At 65.4% G+C, this 12,868-nt stretch carries 11 protein-coding genes; 7 read left to right on the top strand and 4 right to left on the bottom strand.

Annotated features, from left to right (window positions below):
* Positions 1–40: 40 nt before the first annotated feature.
* Positions 41–1,579, bottom strand: a complete 1,539-nt coding sequence (locus AC1Q64_RS14955; protein WP_492251882.1) for a helicase HerA-like C-terminal domain-containing protein — start codon at positions 1,577–1,579, stop codon at positions 41–43.
* 79 nt (positions 1,580–1,658) lie between these two features.
* Between AC1Q64_RS14955 and AC1Q64_RS14950 the strand changes: the two genes are divergently transcribed.
* From AC1Q64_RS14950 to rng, 7 genes are all read left to right on the top strand, one after another.
* Positions 1,659–2,378 carry a YebC/PmpR family DNA-binding transcriptional regulator gene (locus AC1Q64_RS14950; RefSeq protein ID WP_492251881.1) on the top strand — a complete coding sequence of 240 codons (720 nt, stop codon included), beginning with the start codon at positions 1,659–1,661 and terminating at the stop codon, positions 2,376–2,378.
* 114 nt (positions 2,379–2,492) lie between these two features.
* Positions 2,493–3,773 carry a phosphoribosylamine--glycine ligase gene (gene purD / locus AC1Q64_RS14945; RefSeq protein ID WP_291435670.1) on the top strand — a complete coding sequence of 427 codons (1,281 nt, stop codon included), beginning with the start codon at positions 2,493–2,495 and terminating at the stop codon, positions 3,771–3,773.
* Positions 3,773–4,744, top strand: coding sequence for an oxygen-dependent coproporphyrinogen oxidase (hemF, locus tag AC1Q64_RS14940; RefSeq protein WP_492251880.1), 972 nt, complete (start codon positions 3,773–3,775; stop codon positions 4,742–4,744). Before purD ends, hemF begins: the two co-directional genes overlap by 1 nt.
* 193 nt (positions 4,745–4,937) lie before the next feature.
* On the top strand, positions 4,938–5,801 hold the full coding sequence (gene rsfS / locus AC1Q64_RS14935; RefSeq protein ID WP_492251879.1) for a ribosome silencing factor: 864 nt from the start codon (positions 4,938–4,940) through the stop codon (positions 5,799–5,801).
* A 73-nt stretch (positions 5,802–5,874) separates the two neighbouring features.
* The gene (gene rlmH / locus AC1Q64_RS14930) at positions 5,875–6,342 is read left to right on the top strand and encodes a 23S rRNA (pseudouridine(1915)-N(3))-methyltransferase RlmH (RefSeq protein ID WP_007858784.1); all 468 of its coding nucleotides are present in this window, start codon (positions 5,875–5,877) and stop codon (positions 6,340–6,342) included.
* Between the two features lie 100 nt (positions 6,343–6,442).
* Positions 6,443–7,057, top strand: a complete 615-nt coding sequence (locus tag AC1Q64_RS14925) for a Maf family protein (protein ID WP_492251878.1) — start codon at positions 6,443–6,445, stop codon at positions 7,055–7,057.
* A 30-nt stretch (positions 7,058–7,087) separates the two neighbouring features.
* Positions 7,088–8,578 (top strand): ribonuclease G, encoded by a 1,491-nt coding sequence (rng, locus tag AC1Q64_RS14920; RefSeq protein WP_291435652.1) that lies wholly within the window; start codon positions 7,088–7,090, stop codon positions 8,576–8,578.
* Between the two features lie 21 nt (positions 8,579–8,599).
* On the opposite strand, the gene AC1Q64_RS14915 is transcribed toward rng, so the two are convergent.
* From AC1Q64_RS14915 to kdpC, 3 genes are all read right to left on the bottom strand, one after another.
* Positions 8,600–9,310: a response regulator gene (locus AC1Q64_RS14915; RefSeq protein WP_492251877.1), complete on the bottom strand. Its 711-nt coding sequence runs from the start codon at positions 9,308–9,310 to the stop codon at positions 8,600–8,602.
* 120 nt (positions 9,311–9,430) lie between these two features.
* Positions 9,431–12,148: a DUF4118 domain-containing protein gene (locus tag AC1Q64_RS14910; RefSeq protein ID WP_492251876.1), complete on the bottom strand. Its 2,718-nt coding sequence runs from the start codon at positions 12,146–12,148 to the stop codon at positions 9,431–9,433.
* Positions 12,149–12,215: 67 nt separating this feature from the next.
* The gene (gene kdpC, locus AC1Q64_RS14905; protein ID WP_492251875.1) at positions 12,216–12,833 is read right to left on the bottom strand and encodes a potassium-transporting ATPase subunit KdpC; all 618 of its coding nucleotides are present in this window, start codon (positions 12,831–12,833) and stop codon (positions 12,216–12,218) included.
* Positions 12,834–12,868 lie beyond the last annotated feature (35 nt).

Raw genomic sequence — 12,868 nt, 5'->3', positions numbered from 1 at the left:
GTGGCGCCGGTCTGTGACACCTGGCGCCGTATCACTGATGTCAGCGGCGCTTGCTGCCGCCGCCAAAGATGCCGCCGAGCACGCCCCGCAAAATCTCCTTGCCGATCGTGGTGCCCATGGTGCGCACGGCGGACTTGGCCATGGTCTGCGCCAGGCCGTCGCGTTTGCCGCCGCGCGGGCCGGTGCTGCCAAACAGCACATCGTTCAGCCCGCCCAGCAGGCCGCCGCCTTCTTCGGCGGGCGCACCGGTGGCCACCTTGCCGTTGCCCCCGCCCGCTGCGTTACCCGCCTGCTCGCCGGCTTCGGCGGCGCGACCCTTGAGCTTTTCGTAGGCCGACTCGCGGTCCACCACCTTTTCATACACGCCCGCGACCAGAGAACCGGCCATCAGGGCCTGGCGCTGCTGTGGTGTGATGGGGCCCAACTGGCTGCCCGGAGGCAATACAAAAACGCGTTCGGTCACGCTGGGGCGGCCCTTGGTGTCCAGAAAGCTCACCAGCGCCTCGCCCACGGCCAGCTCGGTGATGGCGGTTTCAATGTCCAGCCCCGGCTTTTGCCGCATGGTGGTTGCCGTCGCTTTGACGGCCTTCTGGTCGCGCGGGGTGAAGGCGCGCAGCGCGTGCTGCACGCGGTTGCCCAGCTGGGCCAGCACGCTATCGGGGATGTCGAGCGGATTCTGGGTGACGAAGTAAACCCCCACGCCCTTGGAGCGCACCAGTCGCACCACCAGCTCGATGCGCTCGATGAGCACCTTGGGCGCCTCGTTGAACAGCAGGTGGGCCTCGTCGAAGAAGAACACCAGCTTGGGCTGCTCGGGGTCGCCAATTTCGGGCAGTTGCTCGAACAGCTCGGACAGCATCCACAGGAGGAAGGTGGCATACAGGCGCGGCGAGTTCATGAGCTTGTCGGCAGCCAGGATGTTGACCACGCCATGGCCGTCCACGGTCTGCATGAAGTCCTGGATGTTGAGCATGGGCTCGCCAAAGAACTGCGTACCGCCCTGCTGCTCGATCTGCAGCAGTCCGCGCTGGATGGCGCCCACGCTGGCGGCGCTCACGTTGCCGTACTCGGTCGTGAACTCCTTGGCGTTGTCGCCCACATATTGCAGCATCGCGCGCAGGTCCTTCAGGTCCAGCAGCAGCATGCCGTTGTCGTCGGCGATCTTGAACACCAGATTGAGCACACCCAGCTGGGTTTCGTTCAGGTTGAGCATGCGGCCCAGCAGCAGCGGGCCCATGTCCGACACCGTGGCGCGCACCGGGTGGCCCTGTTCGCCAAACACGTCCCACAGCGTGGTGGGGCAGGCCAGGGGGACGGGTAGCTGAAGGCCCCGCTCCTTGAGCACGCTGGCCAGCTTGTCGCCAATCTTGCCCGGCTGGCTGGCGCCGGTGAGGTCTCCCTTCACGTCGGCCATGAACACCGGAACGCCAATGCGCGAGAAGTTTTCGGCCAGGGTCTGCAGGGTCACCGTCTTGCCGGTGCCGGTGGCACCGGTGATGAGCCCGTGGCGGTTGGCCAGGCCGGGCAGCAGGTGGCATTCAATCGTGTCGTGCTTGGCAATCAGCAGGGGTTCGGCCATTTCGGGTTTCCTCGGGGGTACGGGTTCGGCAAAAAGTAAAATCCACCGACTAGATTAAATCAATACAAAAGGACTTCCCGTGGCAGGACACAGTAAATGGGCGAATATCCAGCACCGCAAAGGGCGCCAGGATGAAAAACGCGGCAAGATCTGGACCCGCATCATTCGTGAAATCACTGTGGCCGCCCGCGCCGGTGGCGGCGACCTGTCAGCCAACCCCCGCCTGCGCCTTGCGGTGGACAAGGCCAAGGCGGCCAATATGCCCGCTGACCGCATCAAATACAACATCGACAAGGCCACGGGCAATGCCGAGGGGCTGACCTACGAAGAAATCCGCTACGAGGGCTATGGCATCGGTGGCGCCGCCATCATGATCGACACCATGACTGACAACCGTGTGCGCACCGTGGCTGAAGTGCGCCACGCGTTCAGTAAACACGGCGGCAACATGGGCACCGAAGGCTCGGTGGTGTTCCAGTTCAAGCACTGTGGTCAGCTGATTTTTGCCCCCGGCACGAGCGAAGACAAGGTGATGGAAGTCGCGCTGGAGGCAGGCGCCGAAGACGTGGTGACCGACGACGATGGCGCGGTGGAGGTGTTGACCGCTCCAGCCGACTTTGAGGCCGTGAAGAACGCGCTGGAAGCTGCTGGCCTGACGGCCGAGGTGGCGGGCGTGACCATGCGGCCCGAAAACACCATCGAGCTGACCGGCGAAGACGCCGCCAAGATGCAAAAACTGCTGGATGTGCTGGAAGACCTGGACGACACCCAAGAGGTCTACCACAACGCGGCGCTGTGACCCTGCAACTGTAGATCGCCGCTTTTTTCTTGCCCTGACTTGTTTTCCGACTGATATTTCCCCGAATCCCGCCCAGCAGTGCAGCGCTGCGGGCCGGGTTCACCAAAGGTTCCTATGAAAGTACTTGTGATTGGTGGCGGCGGCCGTGAACACGCAATGGCGTGGAAACTGAGCCAGTCCCCCAAGGTGACCAAGGTGTTTGTGGCGCCAGGTAACGGTGGCACGGCCTTGAACCCCAAGCTCGAAAACGTGGCCATTTCCGACGTGCGCGAGCTGCGCACCTGGGCCCAGGCCGAGAAGATCGCGCTGACGGTGGTGGGCCCCGAGGCGCCTCTGGCGGCCGGTGTGGTCGATGAGTTCCGCGCCAATGGCCTGCGCATCTTCGGCCCCACCAAGGCCGCCGCCCAGCTCGAAAGCTCCAAGGCGTTTTCCAAGGCCTTCATGCGCCGCCATGGCATCCCCACGGCCGACTACGACACCTTCACCGAACCGGCTGCGGCCCACGCCTTTGTGGACCGGCTGGGTGCCCCCATCGTCATCAAGGCCGACGGTCTGGCGGCTGGCAAGGGCGTGGTGGTGGCCATGACGCTGCAGGAAGCCCACGATGCGGTGGACTTCATGCTGGTGGACAACAAATACGGCGTGACCCACAACGAAGGCGGCGCGCGCGTGGTGATCGAGGAGTTCCTCGAAGGCGAAGAAGCCTCCTTCATCGTGTTGTGCGACGGCAAGAACGTGCTGGCCCTGGCCACCAGCCAGGACCACAAGCGCCTCAAAGACGGCGATGAAGGCCCCAACACCGGTGGCATGGGCGCGTATTCGCCCGCGCCTGTGGTCACGGCCGATGTGCATGCCCGCGCCATGCGCGAGATCATCCTGCCCACCATCCGTGGCATGGAAAAGGACGGCATTCCCTACACCGGCTTCCTCTATGCGGGCCTGATGATCGACGCCAAGGGCCAGCCCAAGACGCTCGAATTCAACTGCCGCATGGGCGACCCCGAGACGCAGCCCATCCTGATGCGCCTGAAAAGCGACTTCAGCGACGTGATGGCCGCTGCCGCCGACGGCAAGCTCGATCAAGTAGAGCTGCAGTGGGACCGCCGCACCGCGCTGGGTGTGGTCATGGCCGCCCATGGCTACCCGGAGAGCCCGCGCAAGGGTGACCCCATCACCGGACTGCCCACGGAGGCAGACGATGCCGTGGTGTTCCACGCGGGCACGCAGCTCAAAGATGGCGTGGTCAGCGTGACCGGTGGCCGCGTGTTGTGCGTGACGGTGCTGGCCGACAGCGTCAAGCAGGCTCAGCAGCGTGCGTATGACGTGGCACGTGGCATCCAATTTGATGGCGCGCAGTACCGCCGCGACATTGGCTTCCGAGCCCTGAAAAGCTGATGGCAGACGCTCAAACCTTGAACCCGGCCGACACGGTGACCCGTGTGCGTGGCTACCTGGTGGGACTGCAGGCGCGCATCACCGATGCACTGGAAGCCGTGGAAGGCGAGGGCGGTGCACGTTTTCTGGCCGATGCCTGGAGCAAGCCGCCCGGTGAGCCGTTGCAGGGCGATGGCATCACCAAGATCATGGAAGGCGGCCGGGTGTTTGAACGCGCAGGCTGCGGCTTTAGCCATGTGCGTGGCCCGCAACTGCCGCCTTCGGCCACGCAGCACCGGCCCGAGCTGGCGGGTGCGCCGTTCGAGGCCATGGGCGTTTCGCTGGTGTTCCACCCGCGCAATCCCTACGTGCCCACCGTGCACATGAACGTGCGCATGATTGCGGCCGGCCACCCTGGGCAGGCGCCGACCTGCTGGTTTGGCGGTGGCATGGACCTCACGCCGTACTACGGTTTTGAGGAAGACGTGGTGCACTTTCACCGCACCTGCCACGATGCGCTCAGCCCCTTTGGTGACGACAAGTACCCGCGCTTCAAGCAATGGTGCGACGAGTATTTCTTCCTCAAGCACCGCAATGAACAGCGTGGCGTAGGTGGCGTGTTCTATGACGACTTCTCGGAGCTGGGCTTTGAGCAGAGCCTGGCGATGACGCAGTCGGTGGGCGATGCTTTCCTCAGCGCCTACCTGCCCATTGTCGAGAAACGCCAGGGCACGCCCTACGGCGAGCGCGAGCGCGACTTCCAGCTCTACCGCCGCGGCCGCTATGTCGAGTTCAACCTGGTGTGGGACCGGGGTACTCACTTTGGCCTGCAGTCGGGTGGGCGCACCGAGTCCATTTTGCTGTCCATGCCGCCGATGGTGGCCTGGTCTTACCAGCGCTCGGACGCTGCCGATTCGGCCGAGGCAGCGCTGTTGCAGCGCTTTCTGGTGCGACGCGACTGGCTGGCTGGCGAGGCTGCTGCAATGGGTTGAAAGTGTTGAAAAGCGCAAAAGCTATAATTTCAATAGCTGCCCGCGCTTTTCACATGAGCGCAAGAGGCCAAAAACACCTCATATTGCTGCAGCGCCTCAGCACAACACCCGCGCAACACCCAAGGCTCAGCCCGCTGGCTGTGCGCTGCGTTGCACGCTATATTGATTCCATTCCCTTTCAAATCACCGCCTGATGACCACCTCCACCAAATCGGAAACCGCCGCCAAAAAAGACGTCACCAAACTCCAGCGCGCCATCGTCGATGGCCTGGAGGACGTCAAGGCGCAAGACATCCAGGTCTTCAACACCGAGCATCTCTCGCCGCTGTTTGAACGGGTGATCGTGGCATCGGGTACCTCCAACCGCCAGACCAAGGCCCTGGCCGCCAGCGTGCGCGACGCGGTCAAGGAAGCCGGGTTTTCCAAGCCCCGCATCGAAGGCGAAGACAACGGCGAATGGATCATCGTGGACTGCGGCGCGGCTGTGGCGCACATCATGCAACCGGCCATCCGCCAGTACTACCGTCTGGAAGAGCTGTGGGGCGACACCCCAGTGCGCCTGAAGCTCGGCGCGGCCAAGCCGGTTTCCAGCGCTGCCACCGAATTGGCCGAGAAGAAGTCGGCCCAGAAGGCTGCCAAGTCGGACGCCAAGGCCGCAGGCAAGGCGCCCGCCAAAAAGGCTGCGACCTCCACCGTAGCCGCCCGTTCGGGCAAGGCCACCGTCAAGGCGGTCGCCAAGACCGCTGCGAAGACTGCTGCCAAAACAGCCCCCAAGCCCGCTGCAAAAACCGCCGCCAAGGCAGCACCTGCCAAATCGGCTACCAAGACAAGCACCGCCAAGCCAGCCAGCAAGACCACTGGCGCAGTTGCCACCAAGAAGCCCGCAGCCACCAAGACCCCTGTCAAGACGGTGGTGGTCAAGCCCGGTGGCGCCAAGAAGCCTGCAGCCAAGAAGTCGCCAGCTGCCAAGTCCCCTGCACGCGCAGCTGCCAAGCCAGCCTCCGCATCGGGCTCCAAGCCCGCGGCCAAGAAGGCACCTGCTCGCAGCAAGGGCTGATCCGTTTCAGCTGCTGCGCGCTCCATCGCTTGCGCGCGGCAGCGGTGACTCCCTCACGCATCCAGGTTGATCCATGAAGCTGCTGATAGTGGCGGTCGGTCAGCGGGTGCCCGACTGGGCGCAGACCGCGTACGACGATTACGCCAAACGTTTTCCACCTGAACTCAAGGTCGAGCTCAAGGCCGTCAAGACCGAGCCGCGCGGCTCCAAGACGCTGGAGACGCTCTACGCCGCCGAGCGCGAGCGCATCGAAGCCGCTATTCCGCGTGGCACGCGCGTGGTGGCACTGGACGAGCGCGGTACCAACCTCACCACCAAGGCCCTGGCCGAACGGCTCAAGGGCTGGCAACTGGGCGGTGACGATGTGGCATTGGTCATCGGTGGCCCCGACGGGCTGGACCCTGCCTTTCGCCAGGCCGCGCACGAACGCATTCGCCTGTCCGACCTGACCCTTCCCCACGCCATGGTGCGGGTGTTGCTGATCGAGCAGCTGTACCGCGCCTGGTCGGTGAACGCCGGGCATCCTTACCATCGTGAATGAAGCAGACCCTTTGCGATGATGGTCTGTGATACTCCTGTTTTCATAGCTGCTAGCGCTTGATGAATAAGCGCTAGAGCCGATTTTTGTTCAAAATCCGTTCATGCCCGACTTCATCTACCTCGCCTCCCAGAGCCCGCGCCGCCGCCAGTTGCTGGAACAGTTGGGCGTGCGCCACGAACTGCTGCTGCCCAACGTGGATGGCGACGAGCCCGAAGACGCTGAAGCCATCGAGGTGGTGCTGCCCGGCGAAGCGCCCACAGCGTACGTGGAGCGCGTGACGGCGCTCAAGCTTGACGCGGCCGTGGCCCGGCGTGCGCGGCGCCAGTTGCCAGAGGCGCCCATCCTGTGTTCCGACACCACCGTGGCGCTGGGCCGCACCATCTACGGCAAGCCCGACGATGCCGCCCATGCCGCACGCATGCTGGCTGAACTGGCAGGGCACGAGCACCGCGTGCTGACCGCCGTGGCGCTGCAGGTTGGCACCAAACGGCTGACGGCCCTGTCGGTATCGCGCGTCACTTTCGCGCCCATGACACCTGTGCAGATTGAGGCGTATGTGGCTACGGGCGAGCCGCTGGGCAAGGCAGGCGCCTACGGCATCCAGGGCCGGGCAGCGGCGTATGTGGAGCACCTGGCGGGCAGCTATTCGGGCATCATGGGGCTGCCGATGTACGAGACCGCGCAGCTGCTGCGCGCAGCGGGCTTTGCGATCTGAGCGACGCCAACCAAAGACAACAACAACGCCATGCAACAAGACATCCTGATCAATTGGTCCCCCCAGGAAACCCGGGTGGCCGTGGTGGAGCACGGCGCCGTGCAGGAGCTGCACATCGAGCGCACGCTGGAGCGCGGTCTGGTCGGCAATGTCTATCTGGGCAAGGTCTCGCGCGTGCTGCCAGGCATGCAGTCGGCCTTTATCGACATCGGGCTGGAGCGTGCCGCCTTCTTGCACGTGGCTGATGTGTGGCAGCGCCAGCCCGATGGCGAGCCGCCCGCATTTGCCCGCAAGAACGAGCCGCAGGTACCGATTGAAAAACAGGTGTTCGAGGGCCAGGCGCTCATGGTGCAGGTCATCAAGGACCCGATCGGTACCAAGGGTGCGCGGTTGTCCACGCAGATCAGCATTGCCGGCCGCCTGCTGGTGTTTTTGCCGCAGGACGACCATGTGGGCGTGTCGCAGAAGATCCCGCCCGCCGAGCGCGATGCGCTGCGCGCGCGGCTGCAGGCGCTGGTGGGTGACAAGTCCACGGGCGGTGGCGGCGGCTTCATCCTGCGCACCAACGGCGAAGATTCCACCGATGCCGAGCTGGCCGAAGACATCGCTTACCTGCGCAAGACCTGGGCGCGCATCAAGGAGGCGTCGCTCAAGCTGCCCGCCATGTCGCTGTTGCACCAGGACCTGGACCTGCTGCAGCGCGTGCTGCGCGATCTGGTGGGCGACCACACGCAGACTATCCGCCTGGATTCGATGGAGCAGTTCCAGCGCCTGCGCGCGTTCGGGCAAGAGTTCATGCCCGCAGCCGCTGGCAAGCTGCAGCACTACAAGGGCGAGCGGCCCATTTTTGACCTGTACTCCATTGACGAAGAGGTGGCCAAGGCCCTGGGCCGCCGGGTCGATTTGAAATCGGGCGGCTACCTCATCGTGGACCAGACCGAGGCGCTGACCACCATCGACGTGAACACCGGTGGCTATGTGGGCGCGCGCAATTTTGACGACACCATCTTCAAGACCAACCTGGAGGCTGCCCAGGCCATTGCCCGCCAGCTGCGTCTGCGCAACCTGGGCGGCATCATCATCGTGGACTTCATCGACATGGTGCGGGACGACCACCAGCAGGCCGTGCTGTCGGAGTTCAAGAAGCAGCTCGCGCGCGACCGGGTCAAGACCATGTCGTCCGGCACGTTCTCGCAACTGGGCCTGGTGGAGATGACGCGCAAGCGCACCCGCGAATCACTGGCGCACATGCTTTGCGAGCCCTGCGAGGTGTGCCAGGGCAAGGGCAGCGTGAAGACCGCGCGCAGCGTGTGCTACGACATCCTGCGCGAGATCCTTCGCGAAGCCCGCCAGTTCAACCCGCGCGAGTTCCGCGTAGTGGCGTCCGCGCGGGTAGTGGAGTTGTTCCTGGATGAAGAAAGCCAGCACCTGGCCGGTCTCTCGGACTTCATCAAGAAGCCGATCTCGCTGCAATCGGAAAGCGCGATGGGGCAGGAGCAGTACGACATCGTGCTTCTATAAACAGGTACTTATCCCCGGGACTCAAGGTACAAACCGATAACCTACCCCCGCCTCGGTCCGCAAATGTCGGGGCATCGATGCGTTGTTCTCCACTTTCTTGCGCAGATTGGCCATGTGCACGCGCACGTAGTGCGTGTTTTCGGCGTGGCCTGGGCCCCACACGGCCTTGAGCAGCTGGGCGTGGGTGATGACCCGATCGGGTTGGGATGCAAGATGGGTGAGCAGCTTGTATTCGATGGGCGTGAGGTGCAGGGCCTCGCTGCCATCGTCTGCCGTGCGGCGCTCTACCGTGCGGCGGGCCAGATCCACGGTGATGGGGCCGAACTGGATGACGGGTGTGGCTTCGGCGCCGGATGCGCGCTGGCTGCGGCGCAGCTGGGCACGCACGCGGGCCATCAGCTCGCCGGAGCCAAAGGGTTTGACCAGATAGTCGTCGGCCCCTGCATCCAGCGCCGCGATCTTGCTGGCCTCGGCGCTGCGGGCCGAGAGCACGATGATGGGCATGGCCGACCAGGTGCGCAGGTCGCGGATCAAATCGACGCCGTCGCCATCGGGCAGGCCCAGGTCCAGCACCACCAGGTCGGGGCGGCGCGTGCCCGCCTCGATCAGGCCGCGCTGCAGGGTGGCGGCTTCGTGCACGGTGTGGCCCTCGCTCTCCAGCGTCAGGCGCACAAAGCGGCGGATATCGGCTTCGTCTTCGACGATGAGGATGTGGGTGGGCAGATCGGTCATGGCATGAATGCTAGGGTGTCATTCCGTTTCCAAATCATCCGTGTCGTTGTTGCTTCGCCTTGCCGTGCTAAGGCACTGTCTGCGGCTTCACGCCTAGACACGAATGATTTGGAAACGGAATCAGGCGTCGGCATCATCGCCCAGGTCGGTGGGCGGTGTGCCGCGTGGCATCAGCAGCGTAAAGCGCGCTCCGGCTGGCTGGCCCTGGGCGTTGAGGATGGTATCGCCCCGGATGCTGCCACCATGCGCCTGCACGATGGCGCGGCAGATGGCCAGCCCCAGGCCCACACCGGGCGTGGCGCTTTCGCGGGCGCCGCGCTCGAACTTTTCAAACAGCAGCTCTTCGCGGCCTTTGGGCAGGCCCGGGCCTTCGTCTGTGATGCTCAAGGCCACCGCATCGCTTTGCGCCTGGGCGCTGATACGGAGGGCAGTGCCTGTGGGCGTGTACTTTGCGGCGTTTTCCAGCAGGTTGACCAGCACGCGCTCCATCAGCACGGCGTCGATCTGCAGCAGCGGCAGGTCTTCGGGCAGGGTCACTTCCACACGGTGCGCAGCGATGGCGGGGGCGCTGGCGGCCAGGGCGCTGCCCACCACTTCTTCCAGCGGCTGCCAGGCCTTGTTGAGCTGCACGGCCCCGGCCTCTAGGCGGGCCATGTCCAGCAGGTTGTTGACCAGCGCGCTCATGCGCTGGGCTGATTGCTGGATGGCGCCGGTCAGCTCTTGTTGATGGGCGGGCAGGGGCGGCTGCACCATGGCCAGTGATTCGGCCAGGCCGACCAGTGAGGCCAGCGGCGTGCGCAGGTCGTGCGAGATGGCCGAGAGCAGCGAGTTGCGCAGCCGCTCGGACTCGATCTGCACCGTGCTTTTCTGCGCCACGTCGATGTAGTGGATGCGTTCGAGCGAAATGGCCAGCAGCGAGGCACAGGTCTGCAGCAGGCGGCGCGGTTCTACGCCCGGTACTTGGCCCTGCGGCATCGCCACCACCAGCACACCACGGATGCGCATGGGCGCCTTGAGCGGCAGCACCAGCGTGGGGCTGGAGTGCAAGGTGTCCGTGCCCCGGCCTGCGGGCTCGCCGCGCTCAAACGCCCATTGCGCCACGGCCATGTCCACGGGGGCGGTGCCACCGGGCAACACCTGCAGGCGGTTGTTGTCGTCGGCCACCACTAGGGTGCTGCCTGCGCTGAACTCGCCCGTGATAAAGCGTGCCCCGATCTCGGCCACCTGTTCGGGCAGCAGGGCGGCAGACAGATCACGCGCCATGTCGTACAGGCTGCGCACACGGTGCTCGCGTTCGGTGGCGGCCTCGGCCTGCACCTTGAGCCCGGCGGTGAGCTGGCCTACCACCAGGGCCACCACCAGCATGACGGCGAAGGTGACGACGTATTGCGCGTCGCTCACTGCAAAGTTGAAGCGGGGCGGCACAAAGAAGAAGTCAAAGAACCCCACACCCAAAAACGCGGCCATGATGGCCGGGCCGCGCCCAAAGCGCAGCGCCACGCCCACCACCACCAACAGAAACAGCATGACGATGTTGGTCAGCTCCAGCACATTGGCCAGTGGCGTGGCAATGACGGCGGCAATGCAGCAGGCCAGCGCGGCGGCGATGTAGCCGGGCCAGAAGGGCGCGCGAGGGGGGGCGGAGCTGGCGCGGGCGGTTTTGCGCTCTGTGGGGGCAGTGCTGCGGCTGGGCAGGGTGCCCACCTGCAGCAGGTCTAGGTCGCTGGCACTTTGCCCGATCTGCTCGGCCAATGTGGCTTGCCACGGCCAGCGGCGGGCGCTGCGGCCCATCACCACGCGCACCAGGTTGTGTTCGCGCGCATAGCGCACCAGGGCCTGGGCGGTCTGCGCGGCGGGCAGCACGGCGCAGGCGGCGGCGCCCAGTTGCTGGGCGATCTTCAGCGTGCGCTCCACCTGCGGGTGCAGGGTGGCCGACTGGCCTTGCTGCTCGGGCGTTTCCACATGCACGGCGTGCCATGGCAGGTCGAGCTGGGCGGCCAGGCGGGCGCAGCTGCGCACCACTTTTTCGGCGTTGTCGCCCGTGCCCACGCAGGCCAGTAGGGCCTCGCGGTTGGGCCACACGGCCTCGGCGGTGGTGGTGCTGGCGCGGCGGTAGGCGCGCATTTCGTCGTCCACCCGGTCGGCGGTGCGGCGCAGGGCCAGCTCGCGCAGGGCCAGCAGGTTGCCTTTGCGAAAGAAATTGGCGGCGGCGCGCTCGGCCTGCTGGGGCAGGTAGACCTTGCCGGCTTTGAGGCGCGCCAGCAGCTCGTCGGGCGGTAGGTCTACCACCACCACTTCGTCGGCGGCGTCAAAGAACTGGTCGGGCACCGTCTCCCACACGCGGATGCCGGTGATGCCGCTGACGATGTCGTTCAGGCTCTCCAGGTGCTGCACGTTCATGGTGGACCACACGTCGATGCCTGCGGCCAGCAGCTCTTCGGCGTCTTGCCAGCGCTTGGGGTGGCGCGAGCCCGGTGCGTTGCTGTGGGCCAGCTCATCGAGCAGCACCAGGCCCTCGGGGTTCGCGGCCCCCCAGGTCAGGGCGGCGTCCAGGTCGAACTCGGGCAGGGTGCGGTCTTTGTAGGGCAGGGCGCGCAGTGGCAGGCGGGGCAGGTGGGCGGTCTGCGCGTCGGTGTCGGCGCGGCCATGCGTCTCGACCACGCCGATGGTGACGGGCAGGCCCTGCGCTTGTGCGGCCCTTGCCGCCGACAGCATGGCGAATGTCTTGCCCACGCCCGCGCAGGCGCCAAAGAACACCTTGAGCCGCCCACGCTGCTGCTGGGCCTGCTCTTGCTGGATGCGCTGCAGCAGCGCGTCGGGGTCGGGGCGATCCTGCATGGGCACAGTGTATCCACCAATTTGATGTCGAATAGGGCTCAAGCGCTAGTATCAATTGCGCTGATAGCTATTTATTTGATAGCGAATCGAGTGCCAGATTCAAGGCCAAAACGTTCACACGCGGCTCACCCAGCAGGCCCAGCCAGGGGGTGTCGGTGTGCTGCTGCACCAAGGCTTGCACTTGTCCCACGGGCAGGCCTCTGGCACGGGCCACGCGTTCGCTCTGGTAGGCGGCGGCTGCCGGGCTGATGTGTGGGTCCAGCCCGCTGGCCGACGCGGTGACCAAGTCCACAGGCACGGGTTGGGTGTTGCCGGGGTCGGCAGCGCGCAGGGCCTCGATGCGGGCCTTGACGGCATCTGTCAGCGCCGGGTTCGTGGGGCCCAGGTTGGAGCCGCCCGATGCCGATGCGTTGTACGGCATGGGCGCCGTGGCCGAAGGGCGGCCCCAGAAATGGCCGGGCTCGGTGAATGACTGGCCGATCAGCTCGGAGCCCACGGCTTTGGCACCCTGGGTGATGAGGCTGCCGTTGGCCTGGTGCGGGAAGGCCGTTTGCGCCACGCCTGTCACGGCCAGTGGGTACAGCAGGCCGGTGACGATGGACAGCACGACAAACAGCGTGAGGGCGGGGCGCATCAGGCCGCCTGGGCTGGCGGGCACGTCGTCGCGGGGGATACGGATAGGCATACGATTTTCCTTGTCAGTGATTCGGGGGCTGTGTC

Source organism: Acidovorax sp. GW835-FHT14G06 (assembly GCF_058793595.1).
The sequence above is the reverse complement of the archived record's forward strand: the minus strand, read 5'-3'. Positions and strand labels throughout refer to the sequence as shown.